Origin of the sequence: Paenibacillus sp. GM2FR (assembly GCF_002803325.1) — a bacterium.
Classification (GTDB): Bacteria; Bacillota; Bacilli; order Paenibacillales; family Paenibacillaceae; genus Paenibacillus_AQ; species Paenibacillus_AQ lautus.
In genome coordinates this window covers 3,173,000-3,189,977 of the sequence record NZ_MKZM01000008.1, presented here as the reverse complement: position 1 = coordinate 3,189,977, position 16,978 = coordinate 3,173,000, and the positions used below count along the sequence as shown (strand labels likewise).

29 protein-coding genes are annotated in these 16,978 nt (G+C 46.6%); 26 read left to right on the top strand and 3 right to left on the bottom strand.

Translation table 11 applies throughout. The features are described from left to right. Position 1: 1 nt before the first annotated feature. The 3 genes from PAEVO_RS14340 to PAEVO_RS14330 form a co-directional block, all read right to left on the bottom strand. Positions 2-871: an ImmA/IrrE family metallo-endopeptidase gene (locus PAEVO_RS14340; RefSeq protein WP_100538149.1), complete on the bottom strand. Its 870-nt coding sequence runs from the start codon at positions 869-871 to the stop codon at positions 2-4. A gap of 79 nt (positions 872-950) precedes the next feature. Next, positions 951-2,012 carry a type I restriction endonuclease gene (locus PAEVO_RS14335; RefSeq protein ID WP_100538148.1) on the bottom strand — a complete coding sequence of 354 codons (1,062 nt, stop codon included), beginning with the start codon at positions 2,010-2,012 and terminating at the stop codon, positions 951-953. A gap of 43 nt (positions 2,013-2,055) precedes the next feature. Further along, positions 2,056-2,409 carry a helix-turn-helix domain-containing protein gene (locus PAEVO_RS14330; RefSeq protein ID WP_100538147.1) on the bottom strand — a complete coding sequence of 118 codons (354 nt, stop codon included), beginning with the start codon at positions 2,407-2,409 and terminating at the stop codon, positions 2,056-2,058. Positions 2,410-2,576: 167 nt separating this feature from the next. Between PAEVO_RS14330 and PAEVO_RS14325 the strand changes: the two genes are divergently transcribed. From PAEVO_RS14325 to PAEVO_RS14225, 26 genes are all read left to right on the top strand, one after another. Then, on the top strand, positions 2,577-2,804 hold the full coding sequence (locus tag PAEVO_RS14325; protein ID WP_100538146.1) for a helix-turn-helix transcriptional regulator: 228 nt from the start codon (positions 2,577-2,579) through the stop codon (positions 2,802-2,804). A 34-nt stretch (positions 2,805-2,838) separates the two neighbouring features. Further along, the gene (locus tag PAEVO_RS33825) at positions 2,839-2,985 is read left to right on the top strand and encodes a hypothetical protein (protein ID WP_165789666.1); all 147 of its coding nucleotides are present in this window, start codon (positions 2,839-2,841) and stop codon (positions 2,983-2,985) included. Between the two features lie 13 nt (positions 2,986-2,998). Next, positions 2,999-3,136, top strand: a complete 138-nt coding sequence (locus PAEVO_RS33820) for a hypothetical protein (protein WP_165789665.1) — start codon at positions 2,999-3,001, stop codon at positions 3,134-3,136. 1 nt (position 3,137) lies between these two features. After that, positions 3,138-3,374: a hypothetical protein gene (locus PAEVO_RS14320; RefSeq protein ID WP_100538145.1), complete on the top strand. Its 237-nt coding sequence runs from the start codon at positions 3,138-3,140 to the stop codon at positions 3,372-3,374. Positions 3,375-3,470: 96 nt separating this feature from the next. Beyond that, complete coding sequence (locus tag PAEVO_RS14315) at positions 3,471-3,719, top strand: helix-turn-helix domain-containing protein (protein ID WP_100538144.1); 249 nt, start codon at positions 3,471-3,473, stop codon at positions 3,717-3,719. Beyond that, positions 3,716-4,000: a hypothetical protein gene (locus tag PAEVO_RS14310; RefSeq protein WP_100538143.1), complete on the top strand. Its 285-nt coding sequence runs from the start codon at positions 3,716-3,718 to the stop codon at positions 3,998-4,000. The genes PAEVO_RS14315 and PAEVO_RS14310 overlap by 4 nt, the downstream gene beginning before the upstream one ends. Further along, positions 3,997-4,362, top strand: coding sequence for a hypothetical protein (locus PAEVO_RS14305; RefSeq protein ID WP_100538142.1), 366 nt, complete (start codon positions 3,997-3,999; stop codon positions 4,360-4,362). Before PAEVO_RS14310 ends, PAEVO_RS14305 begins: the two co-directional genes overlap by 4 nt. Positions 4,363-4,508: 146 nt before the next feature. Beyond that, complete coding sequence (locus PAEVO_RS14300) at positions 4,509-4,772, top strand: hypothetical protein (RefSeq protein WP_100538141.1); 264 nt, start codon at positions 4,509-4,511, stop codon at positions 4,770-4,772. Positions 4,773-4,829: 57 nt separating this feature from the next. Continuing rightward, positions 4,830-5,090: a hypothetical protein gene (locus PAEVO_RS14295; protein ID WP_100538140.1), complete on the top strand. Its 261-nt coding sequence runs from the start codon at positions 4,830-4,832 to the stop codon at positions 5,088-5,090. Next, positions 5,087-5,416, top strand: a complete 330-nt coding sequence (locus PAEVO_RS14290) for a hypothetical protein (protein ID WP_100538139.1) — start codon at positions 5,087-5,089, stop codon at positions 5,414-5,416. Before PAEVO_RS14295 ends, PAEVO_RS14290 begins: the two co-directional genes overlap by 4 nt. Then, positions 5,417-6,412, top strand: coding sequence for a hypothetical protein (locus tag PAEVO_RS14285; RefSeq protein ID WP_100538138.1), 996 nt, complete (start codon positions 5,417-5,419; stop codon positions 6,410-6,412). Further along, positions 6,409-7,593, top strand: coding sequence for a metallophosphoesterase family protein (locus PAEVO_RS14280; protein WP_100538137.1), 1,185 nt, complete (start codon positions 6,409-6,411; stop codon positions 7,591-7,593). Before PAEVO_RS14285 ends, PAEVO_RS14280 begins: the two co-directional genes overlap by 4 nt. Before the next feature lie 156 nt (positions 7,594-7,749). After that, positions 7,750-10,317 (top strand): AAA family ATPase, encoded by a 2,568-nt coding sequence (locus tag PAEVO_RS14275; RefSeq protein WP_165789664.1) that lies wholly within the window; start codon positions 7,750-7,752, stop codon positions 10,315-10,317. Then, positions 10,314-10,508: a hypothetical protein gene (locus PAEVO_RS14270; protein ID WP_100538135.1), complete on the top strand. Its 195-nt coding sequence runs from the start codon at positions 10,314-10,316 to the stop codon at positions 10,506-10,508. Before PAEVO_RS14275 ends, PAEVO_RS14270 begins: the two co-directional genes overlap by 4 nt. After that, positions 10,505-10,708, top strand: coding sequence for a hypothetical protein (locus PAEVO_RS14265; protein ID WP_100538134.1), 204 nt, complete (start codon positions 10,505-10,507; stop codon positions 10,706-10,708). The genes PAEVO_RS14270 and PAEVO_RS14265 overlap by 4 nt, the downstream gene beginning before the upstream one ends. After that, on the top strand, positions 10,705-10,986 hold the full coding sequence (locus PAEVO_RS14260; protein WP_100538133.1) for a hypothetical protein: 282 nt from the start codon (positions 10,705-10,707) through the stop codon (positions 10,984-10,986). Before PAEVO_RS14265 ends, PAEVO_RS14260 begins: the two co-directional genes overlap by 4 nt. A gap of 191 nt (positions 10,987-11,177) precedes the next feature. Continuing rightward, a complete protein-coding gene (locus PAEVO_RS14255; RefSeq protein ID WP_243390769.1) occupies positions 11,178-11,939 on the top strand; it encodes a MarR family transcriptional regulator in 762 nt (253 codons plus the stop codon). After that, the gene (locus tag PAEVO_RS14250; protein WP_100538131.1) at positions 11,926-12,261 is read left to right on the top strand and encodes a replicative helicase loader/inhibitor; all 336 of its coding nucleotides are present in this window, start codon (positions 11,926-11,928) and stop codon (positions 12,259-12,261) included. Before PAEVO_RS14255 ends, PAEVO_RS14250 begins: the two co-directional genes overlap by 14 nt. Next, positions 12,239-13,663, top strand: coding sequence for a replicative DNA helicase (dnaB, locus tag PAEVO_RS14245; RefSeq protein WP_100538130.1), 1,425 nt, complete (start codon positions 12,239-12,241; stop codon positions 13,661-13,663). The genes PAEVO_RS14250 and dnaB overlap by 23 nt, the downstream gene beginning before the upstream one ends. A 13-nt stretch (positions 13,664-13,676) precedes the next feature. Continuing rightward, positions 13,677-13,844 (top strand): DUF6906 family protein, encoded by a 168-nt coding sequence (locus tag PAEVO_RS33815; protein WP_165789593.1) that lies wholly within the window; start codon positions 13,677-13,679, stop codon positions 13,842-13,844. Then, on the top strand, positions 13,844-14,032 hold the full coding sequence (locus tag PAEVO_RS33810; RefSeq protein ID WP_165789592.1) for a hypothetical protein: 189 nt from the start codon (positions 13,844-13,846) through the stop codon (positions 14,030-14,032). Before PAEVO_RS33815 ends, PAEVO_RS33810 begins: the two co-directional genes overlap by 1 nt. Before the next feature lie 131 nt (positions 14,033-14,163). Further along, entirely contained in the window at positions 14,164-14,292 is a 129-nt protein-coding gene (locus PAEVO_RS34650) for a hypothetical protein (RefSeq protein WP_279300453.1), read from the top strand. A gap of 47 nt (positions 14,293-14,339) precedes the next feature. Next, complete coding sequence (locus PAEVO_RS14240) at positions 14,340-14,825, top strand: hypothetical protein (RefSeq protein ID WP_243390768.1); 486 nt, start codon at positions 14,340-14,342, stop codon at positions 14,823-14,825. 5 nt (positions 14,826-14,830) lie between these two features. Next, a complete protein-coding gene (locus PAEVO_RS14235; protein WP_133120327.1) occupies positions 14,831-15,661 on the top strand; it encodes a hypothetical protein in 831 nt (276 codons plus the stop codon). A gap of 99 nt (positions 15,662-15,760) precedes the next feature. Then, entirely contained in the window at positions 15,761-16,027 is a 267-nt protein-coding gene (locus tag PAEVO_RS14230) for a hypothetical protein (protein WP_100538127.1), read from the top strand. Between the two features lie 2 nt (positions 16,028-16,029). Continuing rightward, a complete protein-coding gene (locus PAEVO_RS14225) occupies positions 16,030-16,806 on the top strand; it encodes a hypothetical protein (RefSeq protein ID WP_100538126.1) in 777 nt (258 codons plus the stop codon). The last annotated feature ends 172 nt before the right edge of the window (positions 16,807-16,978 follow it).

Genomic DNA, 16,978 nt, shown 5'->3' with positions numbered 1-16,978 from the left:
ATCAGCAACATACTCCATGAAATTCTAAAACAGTTTTCAGTTCTTTCGTTTGAATCACAAACTTCTGTGTGGCATATCGATATCTGCTAGCAAGACGATGAAGGTTTAATTTGACCTTTCCATCTCTGAAATCCAGATCATTGTGAAGAACGGGTTGGCTGTCAGCAAATACCTCTAACTGACTCTCGTCAATGTAAGCAAAATGATCATCCAAAGAGAATTGAAGTTCATCACGAGTATGTAGTGTTTGTTCATCAATATGTAGAAGTAATTGTGATGGACATTCCAGATTACCTGATGGATCGTAATACGCGTAAATTTGTGTTTCTACAGCATCACTTAGTTCTTCGCCTACAGGTTCTAACTGTTCAGTTGGTGCAGCGGAGAAAAACAAGATGCTTTGAAGTTCCCTCCTTTGAATTTGCTTAAGTCGCTGCTTAGCAAGCTTAGGTGGTATACGGAAAGTAGTAGCCAAATACTGAATTGCATCAGTTTGGTTATCCGGGATACCTAGTTTAGAAATCATGAAGAAGGGCATGGAAGCATACAACAAAAAGGCGTTAGCATCGGCCTCCTGGCCATCCTTGAAAAGTTTGTTCATCCTTCGCTGATCCCCCACATGCCTAAGCACGTGGCAAAGTTCATGAAAGAAGATCATTCGTGATATAGGGTAAGGATCTCTCTTGTTCAGAAAGATGACTTTTTCAGCGTTATCAGAGAAAGGTTTGCAATGATCATATTGGAGATCCACTAGAAATGTATCGGAAACTCGATGTAAATCAAGGTCCTCTGGAAGAAGGATTTGATTTGATCGGTAACGATCAGATATCCACTGTTCCAGTGTCGTTTCGTAATAATTGGGAAATATCATGAAATACACCTCGTAAAAGGGAATGTATGTTCGTTTTAGTGTTAAAAAGAAAAGCCCAGTAGTATGGGCTAGTTGGCTTTTAGATAAAACGTTCAGCAGTCGAAATTATCTTTTCTTTATGTGAGATTAAATCGGCAACATCATCAAGTTGGAGTGTAGTTTTTTCGTCATCATTAAACTGAATCATCTTGTTGACGCTATTAAAGTGCAACCTACAAATCCATTTGCGGATATTATTATCTATCAGAATATTAAAATAACTTAAATTGTCACGGTAGTTTACTCGATCGGGCGAAATAATATCTTTTAACAGTATGCGGATCGTGATGTATCCTTCGAGCTCCTCTTGAGTTGTAACGATTTCCGGTCTCTCATCGACGATTTTTTCAATGGTAGTGGCAACCTCTTTGTTAGAGACTTGTTCCGAGTTGGTATTGGCAAGTGCAGTCTGGAGTTTATCATTTAAAATATCATTGACAAACTCTTTAAGGGATCGTTTCACTATACCATTAAACTTTTCAAATACCTGCCTGGTCTTTTTTCCAGGGTAAACATCGGAAAGTATAACCGAAATAAAATCGTCGCTAGGAGTATCCCATTGAGTTTTAAGGTACCTTTTAATCTCATTTGTGTACTTTAATTCAGCCGCTGTTGTGTTGATACTCTCCACATCAAAATTATCCTTTTTGAACTTGCTTAACTCTGTAATCTGGTGATCACGTATATCAAAAAGATTAAATTCAAAAAAAGGAGTGGTATCCATCTTATTTTGTTCTTCTAAATCTGTGTAGAACTTATAGACAATACCATTTGTTAGTATGGCAAATTTGGCGGAAGTGGTACCAAAATATCTGAAGAGTTGAGAGTCGTGCTTAGTAAGTTGTTCTTGGATAGACTTAGCTTCTATCAGAATTATTGGCTTGCGATCTTGCATGACCGCGTAATCAACTTTCTCTCCTTTTTTAATACCAACATCGGCAACAAACTCCGGGAGAAATTCCTCAGGATTAAAGACATCGTAACCAAGAGATTGAAAAAAGGGCATGATTACAGATGTTTTAGTAGCCTCTTCTGTCAAAATGCTATCCTTCATTTTTTGAACTCTCTTAGCCAACGATTTGATCTGATCAGCAAACTCCATTATACATTCACCCAAATACTCTCCCCATCGGCTGGGGTACTTGCTAATTTTTCGAGTCTTTTTCTGCTTGCTCTGCTGCACGGCGTTTCATTGCGCGGTATCGTTCTAATGCAGCTTCCATCTCTTCGATCTCATCCTGTGTATAATGTTCTGGACCACCATAGAATGACATGTTTTTTTCATATCTCTTAGGGTTGTCTATACGGCCAAGCAGGTAATCTGCTGATGTATCAAGTACATCAGCAATTCTTTTTAGAGAGTCGGGATCGGGTTTTCTGTCATTCGTCTCGTACCGAGACAATTGAACAACTGTGAGCCCAGCCTTCTTGGCAAGATCTTTTTGAGTATAGTTCATTTTCTCTCTAAGATATTTTATTCGATCTCCGAGAATCTCCATAACACATTCCTCACTCTACAGCGTATATAAGGAAATAATAACATTACCAAATTGGTAAATAAATAATGTTGCCAAAAAGGTAATTAAACATGTTGACATTACCGTAATGGTAATATAAAATCTAGATAACAAGTTACCGAAACGGTAATAAAGATTGGGGTGACACAATGAAAAAGGTGGATCTTGTGAAGATAAAGGCTCATCGAAAAGCTAACGACCTGTCTCTTGATGATATGTCCAAATTGCTTGGTTATGAAAGCCCTAATGGATACTATTATCTTGAAACTGGAAGAGGGAAGTTTACTGCAGAAGCCCTTGCTAAAGTGGCTGATAAGTTAGGCGTATCGATTGAGGAGCTTTTTTTTGTTGAGGAAATTACCGAAATGGCAAATTAAAATACGAAACACACACGGAAAGGAGTTACTCACTTTGGACCAAGACATTCAAGACATCAAAGAAGTACGTGAATTACGTGATCCTTTAGAAGTCAGCCGGCTGTTGAGTGAGGGCTGGGTGATGAATTTCATCAGTCACGAACCAAATCGTAGCCGTTTTGTGCTCGTGAAATTCAAATGAGGAGGAATGGTAGATGAAAACCCCTCCGGGAATAACTTATCAGGCTGAATATGAACCAGATATGGAGAAGATGGTCAAGGCTTTGAAAATTGTACAAGAGGCTCCTAATTCAGAAAAAGTTGAAAGTAAAGAGCTTGAGGAGGGAGCCTAACATGCGGTTTCGATGGATGCGTCAAACTTCCAGAACTGCCTGTGTTACAGCGACAGTAACAAGGAGTTTGCTCAAAAAGATTGATGTTGAGATCGCATTGGATATGTCCCTTCCGAAGTACGCTGTAAACCCAGAAAAGTTATCAAAGCTTGAAAGAAAGAGAGTTTTAAAAGAAGCGACGGAAAGCTTGAAAAGGATTGAAGAAACCCGCCGGAGCGGATCCAGCTCCAGCGGATGAGGGGATTGGGGTGGGGAAAAGCTCTAATTACATACTACAAGGTTGAACCACACTTTCCTATTCCAAAATGGAATATTCGGGGGAGGTGAAAGAACAATGAAATTTGGTGCAATCATGCAGGCTTGCCGGGAACGGGCTGGATTGACACAAGAGGAAATGGCCGCAAGACTTCACCGGACCCAGGCTTGCATCTCGAAATATGAGAATGACCACAAAATCCCGGACATGCCGACCATGCTCAGATGGGTGGAGGTTACCGGTGCTAAAGAAGTGGTGGTCGCATTCCTTTGCGGAATGGACGGGCTATCGATCATGCAAAGCATAATGCCATTTATAGGAGGATGATTGATTTGAAAAGAGAGGATTTAGTAGAACAAGCACGCTTGGCTGCGAAGTCAGCATCTCACAATCTCGAAGTGATTTCTCGAAATCCGGATAAGATGCAGCCGGGGAAGCTTTATAACGGAGTTGTTTATCTGAACAACATGATCAGGCTTGCGGAAAAAGAATTGGAAACGAAAAAAGACCGCCGGCCAGGGCAGTCTCGACTGAGATCACGACTAATGAGTCTCTTGGTGTCTATTGTAGCTGACGAACAACGGAAGCGCAAGGAGCGGACGACATGATTGATAAGGGTTTAGTGATGGAGCAGATCGGTAGGGATATGTCGGAGCACGAATCCCGAATAGTGGACTGGCTAAATGGTTGGAGCTCTGATACCAGCAGCACCGTTGCACGACTTATTTACTCTGCTTACGAAAATGGTAGACAAGCGCATGTTGTGGCAAGAGCACAAACAATGACAGCTGAAGATATTCAGGAATTCGTTCATGCACTCGCTATTCGATACAAACAAGTTATGGATGCATGGATTGTATCAAAACCAGGAGACGAGAAAGCCATCTCAAATTTCAAACTATTCCAAAATGTTATCGATTCATTACCTCGAGAGATTTCAGGCCCATTTTGGGCAGAGTTCAATCGATAGGTTCAGGGCTGTTAGCCCTGTCTCTCGGCGTCGGACAGTTTTCTAACCTATTCTCCTGTTCGGCGTTGAGAGATGCGGCTAACGCATCCAAGGTGGTGCCAACCCCCGGCCCACCTTGAAAAGTACATATGAAGGGAGGAAACGCCATGCAAGTGATTCAAAAATTAACGGTTGTTAGTAATCCGACCCGGGTTTTTGAAGTCGGAACAGAGGTGAACAGACGCGAAGTCATTGAGATCAAGCAGGTGGGTGATGACCACATTTCCGAGTTTTGGGTGATCGATGAGAACGAACAGATTATTGCCAGTGTCGAGAATTGCCCGGTCATCGTGGAATGGCAGAACATCGCCGAACATGATCAAACAGAAAATGACCCGCGGGAACGGGTCATATCTGGTGCCAAAATTTAATTTTGTTGCCCCCATATTAGCAGATGGGGGCGAATCACACAAGAGGGAGTGATTGAATTGTCAACTGCCTTTTCGGCTGACGTATCTGGTCGGACAATCGATGTGGAGATTCAGCCTGCTACACAATATTCTCCACCCGTACTGACCATACGGCAACAAGCAGGTTCATTCCAGCTGCATGCAGATCCAGAGCAGTTAGCTGAACTGGAATACAAGCTCCGGACATTTCTGGACGGTATTCGTTATCCAGAGTCACCGGATCAACAAGCCATTTTAAATCATGAAATGAAACCATCCATTGAGGAGGAAATCGCATGACAAAACAAGAGATCGCAAATAGATTGTTGGCTTTGCCGGCAGAGATCGCAGTAGCGGAGGATGAAGTGTTGGAGGCAAATAGCAACGTAGTAACTGCAAAAGAATTGCTTCAACAAAAGGAAGATGATTTGTTACTCAGCAATGTTATTGAAGGGAAAAACGCTGAAATCCGTGCTGCTCAAATGCGGGCGCACACAGTAGATGAGCGTGGAAACCTCTCTGAAGCCGAACTGAATTTGAAGAATGCGGCGGTGAGGTTGGGCAAATTGAAAGACGAGCTTCGGGCGCTTCAAGCAGCTGCTGGGCTCCTTCAGGGGGTGGCTTAATTGGATGAAACTAACTTGACAGTCATGCCCTCTCCCTCCGGTGGAAGCACCGGAGGAGGGGCTATCGTTGACCTTGAATTCGGAAGTGCGACAGACCTCCGAAGAAAGCTGGATGCCATGAAACAAAAGCTAAATTTGACTAAAGAGTTTTTCCGAGAAGTGATGCAGGATGGTGTCGACTATGGCATCATCCCCGGCACAGATAAACCAACTCTATATAAAGCTGGAGCTGAGGGGCTGTGTGAGTTCTACAATCTGGCCCCAACAATTGCATCCAAAGTTGAGGATAAGGTTCACGAAACTGGATATTACGCAGTGGACGTGACGATTCGATTGCTTCATCGAGGGACCGGTTCGATTATCGCTGAAGGTGTTGGCCATGCGAACACGTATGAAAGTCGTTACCGTTGGCGCTGGGTATCTGAAAAGGACGTTCCCAAGGGAGTTAGCAAGGAAGACTTGGTTTCGAAGGAACGCAGCGGACAATACGGCAAGTATGTGCAATATCGGATGGAAAATGACGACATGCATTCCATTTGGAATACGGTGCTTAAGATGGCTAAGAAACGTGCGCTTGTAGATGCAGTACTGTCTGCTACTCGGTCAAGTGGCATTTTTGCTCAAACACAGGATGAACTCGAAGCATATTTACAAGGAGAGGATCCAGACGGTGATCCCGAAGGAAGAAGCACTCCTCCACCAAAACAAACCCGTCAAAGTAACGGTTCTCGTTCTTCACAAAGTAGCTCACGTTCTAGCGGGTCAGCCAGTAGCGTTCAAAAAAACCGCGTACTCTCCTTGATGAAAAACCAAGGACTTGATTGGAATGGTTTAGCTGAAGAAGCCAGCACGGCTCTTGGGCGACCGGTTAAGAAGGTTGTTCAGGATATTCAATCTGAAGCTGATTGGAAAACGGTTGGCGATTACCTGGAGTTTGGTGGAGGCGGCGATCAAGAAGAAATTAACTTCGATGATCTTCCGGAGGACTTGCGATGAAAATTGCTCATATTGGAGACAGTCACTGGGGGTTCGGGTATCCGGGCCCCACGCCGGCAGCGCGATTTGAAGACATTACCCGCACGATGGATTGGTCCGCTGACCGCATCATCGAAGAGGGATGCGAGTTGGTGCTATTCGATGGTGACGCTTTTAAAGACGCTCGCGTGTTCATCGATCGGGCAACGGCGGAAATCAAAGCGTTTGTTGCCTGGCTCCGTAAGTTGTCAGACGCCGACATTGAGGTAATCGTAATCAGCGGCACACCGTCACATGACGCGATTAGTGCATATCATCTCATTCGAGAAATGCAAGTTCCACGTGTCAAAGTTTTTACAGACCCAGGGGTCCATCAAGTCAGAGGGGTTAATGTAACGTGCCTCCCTGGTATGAATCGCAGTTCATTTGCTACCGAGAAGGAGTTTGCGGGGTTACCACCTCATGAGTTCCACCAACGGATGACCGAATGGATTACGGAGGAATGTGGGAGGCTGCGGTCTCAATGCAGCAGTAAGCAGCCTAATATCCTAATGAGTCATCTAACCTTCGATCTGGCCGACACTGGGTTCGAGGATGCTTTACTTCAAAACGAACCAATCCTGACGGATCGGGCTGCAAAGATGTTTGATCTCGTTTGCCTAGGCCACATTCACAGGCCGCAGCTCGCTGGCAGCAACGTTTATTACAGCGGTGCGCCAGAACGGCATAACTTTGGTGATGAACGAACGACTCCGGGATTTTGGATTCATGATCTGGACGGTGTCACACTTTCCGGACCAATACCTGGAGTCAGATCACAATTTATTGAAACTCCTGCTCGAAACTTTAAAACGATTGACTGGTGTGACATGGATGTAGCTGCCTGGCTCGACGGTCAAGTGGACGACTTTGCCAACATCCAAGACGCAATCGTCCGGGTGCGGTATACATGCTCGGAGGAGTTACAGAAGCGGTTTGATCGGCGCTCATTGGAGAAGGCTCTGCATGATGCTGGGGCGTTCTTCGTGGCCGAGATTCGGGCGGAGGTTGAACGATCAGAACGGATCCGTGATACCGAGGTAACCGAAGGGTTGAATCCTTTGACAGCATTGGCTGCTTGGGGAAACAACCAGGAGTATGAAACGACAGAGATTAGTGAGCTGCAGGCAATGACGACTGAACTGATGGAGGGGAGCTTATGAGTGAATTAATTCGTTGTGCATACTGCGGAGCAGAACGGCCTTCTAATGAAATGAAGTCTGGGAGGATTAGCTTTCGTGATCGACATCCAGTAACCGGGAAAGCATTTGTTAATAGTAAAACAAACCAATACTGCGCCGATAAGCCATGTCATGGACATGATCAAATGGCGCACGAAGGGTAGGTGCGAAATGATTCCATTACGTCTTATCATTCACAATTTCAGAGCCATTGAATTCGCCGACATTGATTTGTCGGCGGTAACGTTAGCTGCGATTGCCGGTCGTAACGGCGCAGGCAAATCATCGGCATTTACCTTGGGTCCGCGCTTCGCACTCTTCGGTGACGTAATCAAGGGCATCAGCCTGGACGACCTTGTTCGCAGGGGAGCCCAAGAAATGTCTGTCGAGTTTCATTTTGAGCATCAAAGCAGTGTATATCGGGTCATCCGGACGCGCAGCACGAAAGGCAAAGGTAAGTCCACACTTGAACTGCAGAAACAAGTTTACGGCCAGTGGGAAAGCCGATCTGCCGAGAAGATTGTTGACACGGAGGCCGTCATTCGCAATCTCCTGAACCTAGATGACGAGACGTTCACATCCAGTTCCATGATTCTTCAAGGACAAGCCAACGCCTTTACTGGTGCCACGGCGGGGAAGCGGAAAGAGACCCTTTCACAAATTCTCGGACTTAATGTCTATGAACAATTGCAGGAACGTGCACGGCAGCGTGCTGCTTTGCTTCATATCGAGATTGAGAAAGCGAAGGACAAGCTTTTGACGCTGGATGAGCGGCTTAATGATTGGCCTTTGAAGGAAGAAGAGTTATTCAATGCCGAGAAGCAGCACAGCATCGCGTCTGCTCAAGTCGTAAGTGATGAAGCAGCAGTTAAGTTGGCCGAAGCACACATTGCAGCGTTTGATGGCAAACGGGATCGTATCAAGCAAATTGATCTTGATACAGCAACCATCGATGAAGAGATCGTAGCGCTTCAGAAAGAGAAGACAGGCCATCTTGAACGTTTAGAGCGAGCTGAGAAGATATTGGCTAATGAAACGGCTATCACGGAAAAAGCTTTAGAACTGGAACAGATCAAACAGCAGATCGCCGCGTTAGAGGCCAGAAAACCGGAGCTTGACCGATTGGAGCGGGATCTTTCCGCAACACAACTGGATTTCTACCAATTGAAGGACGATTCGGACCAGTTAAGCGAGCGCATAACCGTACTGCAACAGCAACTAGCTGGGCGGGATTCGCTCCAGCAGCAGGCCGAGGTTTATGAGACTGAAGCGCAGCAATTGCAGACACACGAGGAGAAGGCGGACAAGTGGAATCTGTTGGCTGCTGAAATTGCTAGTCTGCAATCTCAGCATCAGCGTGAGGAGTCTCGTCTCAAGCTCGAAGAGCAGCGCTTAGCCGATAAGATCACTACACTTGAGCAGCAAGAGACACATATTCACGACAGTGGTTGCCTTCCAACATGCAAATTTCAGCAAGCCGCGGCGGTGGCTCTCGCGGAATTGCCAACATTGCGGCAGCAATTAGAAGAGCTTGACTGGAGTAGTCTTGTTGGGATCATGGCAAAGATTGCTGCACTGGAGGCCGACCAAGCCAATTTAAAATATGACAATGCAGCACACCGGACCTGCAAGGCAAGAGTGGATGAATTAAGGCAGGCATCGTCCCAATATGCTCAACTTGCTGGTAAGGACGAGCTTTTACAGCAGTTAAAGCAGCAGCAAGCCGAGAAGTCGGAGCGAATGGATGCAGCAAGGCAACGACTGAATGACCTTCAGTTGCAAACTGTTGATCTCGAAACTGTTTTGGCACCGTTGCCAGAACTCTCGGCCAAGGCTATCGATCTTGAACGTTGGGCGAGGCTCAAGGACCAGATTTCTGCCGCACATGAGTCCGTTGCAAATGCTAGCGAACGTATCACCGCAATTGATAAGGAGATCGTCAGCAAGCAAGACCGCAAGGAAAAGCTGGAGAACGAGAAAAACAGTTTAGTGATCGAAACGTTTGAGTATGATTCGTTGAAGCGTGAGCTGGACCAATTGCAGAACGTATTGCAAGACCGTCGCCGGCAGCTTGCCGCGCTGGCTGAGCAGATCGGCGGAATTAAGACGGTGCTGACCGCGCTCGAGGCCGATCAGCAGGAGCGTGACCGGATCGCGACCGAGCTTGAGCCAAAGGCGAAGCGCTGGACGCGTTACCAGACGCTTATCAAAGCATTTGGCCGTGACGGCATTCCCGCGCTGATCATCGAAAATGCTGTTCCACAGCTCGAGCGAATCGCGAACGAAATCCTCGGCCAGATGTCGAAGGGCAAACATTACGTCCGCTTTGAGACGCAAAAGGAACTGAAAACTCGTGCAGGTCTATCCGAGACGCTCGATATCTTGATCGGAGACTGGACGGCGGAGCGACCTTATGAGACGTACTCCGGCGGCGAGCAGCTCCGCATTGATTATGCCATACGGTTCGCGCTGGCCGAACTGCTAGCGCAACGTGCCGGCAGCAAGGTCGAGTGGCTCACCATTGATGAGGGATTAGGGAGTCAGGATGCTGAACATCGTGCATTGGTGTTGGAATCAATCAAATCGGTAGCTGAACGTTTTAAAAAGGTCTTAGTAATTACGCACATTGAGGATGCACAGGCTGCTTTTGATCAAATCATTCGCTTTGACAACAACGATGGCAGCATTGAAGTTCTCGTCGCATGAACGATGAATTTGGCCAACCGATGCTGCGTAGCTTGATGGGCAATCGGATATGGCGGCTGATGTCATCCGATCCGGATGAGTTTAAGCGGGAGACCCGGGCTTACTTCTCCCGGGGATACCCCGGCTGGACTGTTATGAAGGTGAAGTATCCAATTGTGTTCCTACGGGATGACAGGGGGCATAAAACGTGAATGAACCTATACAGCTTGATCTGTTCGGGGATTATGAGGATCAGCCCAAACAACCAATCTTAAATGGCATGTACTACGAACAGTCTTCAGACAAGTTTGTCTCCTATGTCCTCGGCCGCCGGCACTTTGAAGTAACGCCTGGCCAATGCCTCGGGGATAAGGAATGGAAAGAGAGAATCAAGAGGGAGCGTGCGATATGAAAGCAATGACAAAGGAAGAATTAAACCAGCGTACGAAGGAGATCGTGGACTTTCTTTCCGAAAAAAACGAGGAAGCGAAGAAGATGGGTATTGATCAGCACGGCCATTTCTATACATCTGTCGCCTTTACATTAGGATCATTGATCGGTTTTGACTTCAAGCCTGAAGGATACGGACCAATGATCGCTACAATGATTGATTCCCTTACGGAAGGGCTGCAGACAGGCGTCCAGGGCAAGGGAGTAAATGGAACCTTTATTAAAATCGTGCGGGATTAATAGCAATTTAAGGGGATGAGCAGATGCCCGAAGGCAGTTACCCTTTTCCGATTTACTCCGGATTACTGGAGCCAGAACACTACAAGAAAATAGGCAGCGCGATATGGCTTTTCCTTTGGTGCGTGAGCTCCACGACAGCGGAGAGAGAAGACGAGGGAACAGTCTGGGGCATCGTCCTTGGGAACAAGCCTATGAAGCTATCAGAGATATCCGAAAGGTTCGGAGTCAATGAAAAAACTGTGAGCCGCTGGTTAGACAACCTAGAGCAACATGAATACATACGAGTGACCAGGGCTCCAAGAGGCTTAATACTCTGGGTCAGAAACTCCAAAAAGAGAACGGACAAAAATGTCCGATCACCCGGAAGTGAACAGACAGAAATGTCCGATCACATCGACGGTGATAAGACAAATATGTCTGATCACAAACAAACTGAACAGACAAAAATGTCCGATCAGACGTCATTTTCGGGTAGTGATCGGACAAATATGTCTGATCTAAAAGATATTAAAGATCTTATTACTACTACTCCTACTACTAGGGAATGGCATGAGGAAGATGCTGACCCTCAGATAGACGGAATGATTGCCATTTTAAACGCTTATTGCAAATTGAATAACAAGCTTGATTTCCATGTTAGACAAAAAGAACGCGAAGCCATGGGTAAGATGGTCGCCGGGGGGATGCCGGTACCCTTTACCATCCGAACTATGGAGAGCCTGCTTCAGGCAAAGCGTGAACGAGAGGGAGAGAGCTTTAAATACCCGACCAGCTTTTTGTACTACGTGGACGGAATAGAAGAAGCGTGGCAGAACTCCCAAACCACCAGTCCTCCGATGGCTGGAGTCGCCCAGGGAACGCCAGAGCAACCGAAACGAATGAGCAAGCAGCAGCAGGCGCTTGAAAACTTACGAAGACGAGCAAGGGAGGAACGACAGCGTGAACAGAGCTGAGGTAATCGACCTTTTCATCGAAATCAAACAAGAGTATCCGCAATTTAACGATAGTGACGAAGAGATTGATCGTCACTTGAAATATCTCAAAGATTTCCCGTTTGACGCAGCTTTGCATAATGTCGAACAACACATCAAGACAAACAAATGGCCACCCGGCATGTCAGAGATCCGAGGGAGCTTGGGGGAACAGATCGAGCGCGACCGAATGAAATCCTTCACCCAGGAGTATTTCGCTGAACGTGCTCGTGCTCGAGAAGAAGCGTGCCCACCTCCGCCAGGCTGGAAAGAGGCAGTATATGCAAAGCTCAAACGTGCATGACATGATCCTACCCGAGATGCCGCATGATTTGGCCGCTGAGTGTTCGGTACTCGGTGCAATCCTGGTCAATCCGGATGTGTACGAGTACGTTGAAGCACTGGTCCCGAACGCCTTTTATCGTGCAGAGCATCAGATCATCTTTAGCCGAATGTTGGAACTCGCCGAGGAAGGGCAGCCGATCGACCTGGTGACGTTGGCTTCTCGTCTGCAGGATCAGAAAGAGCTTGAAGATACAGGTGGCGTCAGCTACTTGTCAAATCTGGCTCGCTCAGTTCCGACGACAGCAAATATAGAATCTTACGTCAAGTCAGTCCTAACCAAGTACATGTTTCGTGAATATATTCGGTCAAGTATGGCCGGGATACAGGCTGCTATGGCCGGTGAGGATATACAACACCTAGTCACATCAGCTCAGCAAGTTGCGACAACACTGGCAGATCAAGCAGCTCCTAAGAAGGATTTCAAACGAATCAATGACGTCCTGGTGGAAGTCATTGAGACGACAGAGGTTAAATCAGAGGCGTATAAGACAGGTAATGTTACGGGACTTCAAACTGGGTACACAGATTTGGATTTAATCACAGCCGGTCTACAACGTAGCGATTTAATCATTGTCGCTGCCCGGCCATCTGTCGGGAAGACAGCTTTTGCTCTCAACGTTGCGCAGAATGTAGCACTTCTGAGTAGGGATCCCGTAGCGATATTTAGTTTGGAGATGTCGGCTGCTCAATTGGTGACCCGAATGGTCAGCGCAGAAGGGAATCTGGAAGCAAGCAAACTCCGGATGGGTGATATGGCTGAAGATGATTGGAGCAAAATGGCCTCGGCTGCTGGTGTCCTCGGTGGTACGAATATTTTGATCGACGACTCAGCTGGAATAACGGTGCATGATATCCAGTCGAAATGCCGGCGCCTTAAGAAGCAGGAAGGACTTGGACTTATCGTAATCGATTATCTGCAACTGATCGTCGGCCGCAGCAAGGGTCGTGGGCCAGAGAACCGGCAGCAAGAGGTCTCGGAGATCTCCCGGACATTGAAACAGCTGGCCAAAGAGTTGGATGTTCCGATTATCGCGCTTTCCCAGCTTAGCCGCGGCGTGGAGCAACGGCAGGATAAGCGTCCCATGATGAGCGACCTTCGAGAATCCGGATCGATCGAACAGGACGCAGACATCGTGGCCTTCCTGTACCGGGATGACTACTACGACAAGGAATCCGAGAAGAAGAACATCATCGAAATCATCATAGCTAAACAGCGGAACGGCCCAGTTGGAACAATTGAGTTGGTGTTCCTGAAGCAATTCAATAAATTCGTCAATTACGATCGGGTGCATTCGGATCCCAGTCCGCAGCCACCAAAACAGAACAAGGTGGTCAATATGGATAAGCGCCAATGGGCGTGAGGGAGGAATAACATTGGGCAAACAAACGAGGCCAACAAAACCTACTCGTAAGCAGAAGGAAGAAATGAAGGCATGGAAGCTTGTTCCGGACTCCTGGCTAGTCGTCCAGGATACCCCGAATGAGTTGCTTCTGATTAGCAAGAGCGGATTAAAGAAACGTTCCATCCGCCGAGGTGCCTGATGGGGAGTCCTTGGAGCAAGTGGAGCGTGTTCGAATACATGAGACACCGGTTCATGAATACTGGCAACGTTCCCGATCGTCAGGAACTGTTTATCGAGTTCTCGGGCATGGAATCTTCTGAGATTGACGAGGGTGTCAATGAGTTTGAACTCGCTATTAAGATCGGAGGCGGACAGCTTGCGCAGTGAAGCTCGAATCGATCCGTTTTTTCAAGAGTCACCCTGGGAAATCTTCTATGACAACGACGGTCGGCAAATTGGAGAAGTTTTCGTGCTCCGCGGATGGTCGAAGTCCAACAGAAAAAGGAGGGCCAAGAAACGTGGAAGTAAGAGACGAAATCGAAAGAGTTATTGACGATCTTGAAACGAAGGCCGAGGTCGTGGATAACGAGGCGGCTGCTGCAGCTTACCAGTATGCTGCCGAAGAGTTGAAAAAGGTGGGGTTATGAATCGATACGTCGGAGTTGACCACTCAACAAAAACAGGGGTCGCTATATTGGACCCGAACGGCAATGTCTTGAATAGGATCGAGATCCAAGCCGATGGTGTGTTAGATGCTGCACGAATCAACGATGTCGTTATCAGGACGCTCCGGTTAATCCAGCCAACCGACAAAGTGGCCATCGAAGGATTTTCTTACGCTTCAACGGGTTCGTTTGTGGGACAACAATACGCGATAGGTTGGGCAATTCGCATTGGTCTATATGTGCGAAAGCAAAAGTATATCGAGGTTGCCCCCACGCAGCTTAAAAAATTTGTGACCGGGGTCGGGAAAGGATCTAAAGAAGAGCTAATCTTACCCATCTATAAACGATGGGGATTTGAACATCCAAGTGATAACGTCAGGGATGCTTTTGTCTTGGCGCAAGTCATAAGAGCAATTCATGAGCCTGTGCAACTGACCAAACCGCAACAGGAAGTCATTCATAACCTTAAAAATCCGCCAGCTAAAAAGCCGGCTAAAAAGAAGAAGGGAAAGTGATCGATATGGGGAAAGATTTTGCGAAGCTTACTGGAGAATTGGCAAAAGGCATCAAAATTGGGGAGTCGACTATTGAGATTAAACTGACTTTTCCGCTTAAAGCAGCATTACCGCATTTGGTGTTCTTAAGTAACAACCAAGGGGAAGAGCTCAACGTATTCCTGGGAGATCCGCAGATGTCATTCGATTTTGATGAAGATGAAGACGATGCCTACAAGCTTTACCAAGGTGGTCGGCGTGTAACTGCAGATGCTTCCGGTGTAGTGACAGCAGTTGAGCAGCCGGATGAACAAAAAGACGAAAATCAGGCCGAGCTGGACCTTGTGGGATCCGGATCAGGGGAAGATACTGAACAAACCGAAGGCGGACAGCCTGAGGGATCTGAAGGAGATCATTCGCCGACAGAAGACAACGACGAGCTGAACGATTATGAAAAGGAAATCATGGGCGAGGGTTCAACACAAGAAGGTTCCGATCTTCCGGAATGGATGCAGGAGCAGAAGGAAGAGGAGAAACCGGATGGACATGAGATGAGTTTTGAGGATGCTGATCAGGAACCTGCAGCAGACGGAACTAATGATTCTGAAGGAAGTCAGCCATCCAGTGATGAAGAGATCAGCAAGGAAGCATTGGAACAGTTCATTCTAAAAGAACGTCCTTCTTTCGAAGATATCCCACTGGATTTCCCATTGTTTTTGGAAAAACGTCTGAATGAGGGTAAGACATGGGTTGAGATTTCAAAGATTGCTGGCATTCCTTCCAGCCAAATTCAGCCGAAGTGGAAGAAGTATAAGGAAATGGTCACCAAGATGATGAGAGATGGCGGAGCCGCTTAATAGATACCAGAGTCACAACCCCGGTCGAAGCAGACCGGGGTACCTAAATACATGGTTTTAACAGAACGTCAGTTCTTGAATTGGGGAGGGGATTAAACGGTGGATGAACAGACTCGTAGACGAGTATTTCAAAAGGTGAAAACCTTCAGCAATCATAAATTTTGGAACTGGATGAACTACATGCATAATAGAGTCTACGCAAAGGCAGCTCAGCATTATGAAGAAGCGATGGGGATCGTGCTGCAGCCGAAACAAGCAGCCGCGGTTAAATCAAAGGCCAAGGAAATCCGTGAGAAATGGGACGGGATGTCTACAGTCACGATCGACGATACCGAGGGTGCAGAATTCCAGTCATTGGGGGTGTAGACGTGGCAAGGGTCCCGAATTGGACAAAAGAAGAAGCTGATTACCTTCAAGATCAGTGGGGAGTGATAAGCATTAAAGGAATTGCGAATCACCTCGGAAAAAGTGTCAATGCTGTAAAGCTTAAAGCCCAGCGTATGGGGCTATCTGATGCCAGAATGAATTTTGACGGTATAACGGTTTGCCAGCTTGGTAAAGCGCTTGGTCGAGAATACTCTACCATGAAAAATTGGATCAATCGTTATGGAATGCCAGCCAGGAAGAAGTTGTTTGCGCAAAGCGCGAGGGTTTTGGTTATATCGTACTTCGACTTCTGGAAATGGGCTGAGAAACATAAAGAACTGCTGAACCTAGCAAAAATGGAACCCGGGACAATTGGTCCTGAACCTGAATGGGCGAAAGTAAAACGAAAAGCGGATCAATTAAGATCCCAGAAAACATGTCAATCAGTAGACTGGACACCTGCAGATGACCAGAGACTTTCCCAAATCCTGAAAACCGATATCACCTATCCAGAATTAGCCCGCATGTTTAACCGATCGGAATCGTCTATAAAAAGACGCATCCATGATCTCAACCTCAAAATGCGGCCGGTCCGTCTGAATAACCTAATAAAATATACACCTGATGAGGTTCAGACACTGCTCCGAATGGCTCAGGAAGGATACAGCTACGAAACAATCGGCTCGGTGCTAGGAAAAAGTGCGCTTGGTGTTCGAGGAAAGTTGGAGCGCATGGGGTTTGACTTTAAACGTAGGCGTTTAAGAGAGACAGCACATTGAAAGGCAGGGCTGATTTTCATATATCTGGGTGACCAAGTGAATTCAACAGTTGTGCTACGACTAAAGAGCAAGCGCATATCACTAGCAAAATAAGAACCATGATAATAACAAATTTCTTACCGTTCATCATTTTCACCTCGGTAGGAATATTTAACCCATAAGGAGTGATTAC

What these genes read in the sequence shown, in the direction of transcription:
- PAEVO_RS14255 (WP_243390769.1), top strand. Translation starts at nt 11,178, where the DNA reads ATGAAGCTATCAGAGATATCCGAAAGGTTCGGAGTCAATGAAAAAACT.
- PAEVO_RS14275 (WP_165789664.1), top strand. Translation starts at nt 7,750, where the DNA reads ATGATCAAATGGCGCACGAAGGGTAGGTGCGAAATGATTCCATTACGT.
- PAEVO_RS33820 (WP_165789665.1), top strand. Translation starts at nt 2,999, where the DNA reads ATGAAAACCCCTCCGGGAATAACTTATCAGGCTGAATATGAACCAGAT.
- PAEVO_RS14300 (WP_100538141.1), top strand. Translation starts at nt 4,509, where the DNA reads ATGCAAGTGATTCAAAAATTAACGGTTGTTAGTAATCCGACCCGGGTT.
- PAEVO_RS14260 (WP_100538133.1), top strand. Translation starts at nt 10,705, where the DNA reads ATGAAAGCAATGACAAAGGAAGAATTAAACCAGCGTACGAAGGAGATC.
- PAEVO_RS33810 (WP_165789592.1), top strand. Translation starts at nt 13,844, where the DNA reads ATGGGGAGTCCTTGGAGCAAGTGGAGCGTGTTCGAATACATGAGACAC.
- PAEVO_RS14335 (WP_100538148.1), bottom strand. Translation starts at nt 2,012, where the DNA reads ATGGAGTTTGCTGATCAGATCAAATCGTTGGCTAAGAGAGTTCAAAAA.
- PAEVO_RS14310 (WP_100538143.1), top strand. Translation starts at nt 3,716, where the DNA reads ATGATTGATTTGAAAAGAGAGGATTTAGTAGAACAAGCACGCTTGGCT.
- PAEVO_RS14340 (WP_100538149.1), bottom strand. Translation starts at nt 871, where the DNA reads ATGATATTTCCCAATTATTACGAAACGACACTGGAACAGTGGATATCT.
- PAEVO_RS14315 (WP_100538144.1), top strand. Translation starts at nt 3,471, where the DNA reads ATGAAATTTGGTGCAATCATGCAGGCTTGCCGGGAACGGGCTGGATTG.
- PAEVO_RS14330 (WP_100538147.1), bottom strand. Translation starts at nt 2,409, where the DNA reads ATGGAGATTCTCGGAGATCGAATAAAATATCTTAGAGAGAAAATGAAC.
- PAEVO_RS14280 (WP_100538137.1), top strand. Translation starts at nt 6,409, where the DNA reads ATGAAAATTGCTCATATTGGAGACAGTCACTGGGGGTTCGGGTATCCG.
- PAEVO_RS14235 (WP_133120327.1), top strand. Translation starts at nt 14,831, where the DNA reads ATGGGGAAAGATTTTGCGAAGCTTACTGGAGAATTGGCAAAAGGCATC.
- PAEVO_RS14270 (WP_100538135.1), top strand. Translation starts at nt 10,314, where the DNA reads ATGAACGATGAATTTGGCCAACCGATGCTGCGTAGCTTGATGGGCAAT.
- PAEVO_RS14305 (WP_100538142.1), top strand. Translation starts at nt 3,997, where the DNA reads ATGATTGATAAGGGTTTAGTGATGGAGCAGATCGGTAGGGATATGTCG.
- dnaB (WP_100538130.1), top strand. Translation starts at nt 12,239, where the DNA reads ATGCAAAGCTCAAACGTGCATGACATGATCCTACCCGAGATGCCGCAT.
- PAEVO_RS14290 (WP_100538139.1), top strand. Translation starts at nt 5,087, where the DNA reads ATGACAAAACAAGAGATCGCAAATAGATTGTTGGCTTTGCCGGCAGAG.
- PAEVO_RS14320 (WP_100538145.1), top strand. Translation starts at nt 3,138, where the DNA reads ATGCGGTTTCGATGGATGCGTCAAACTTCCAGAACTGCCTGTGTTACA.
- PAEVO_RS14325 (WP_100538146.1), top strand. Translation starts at nt 2,577, where the DNA reads ATGAAAAAGGTGGATCTTGTGAAGATAAAGGCTCATCGAAAAGCTAAC.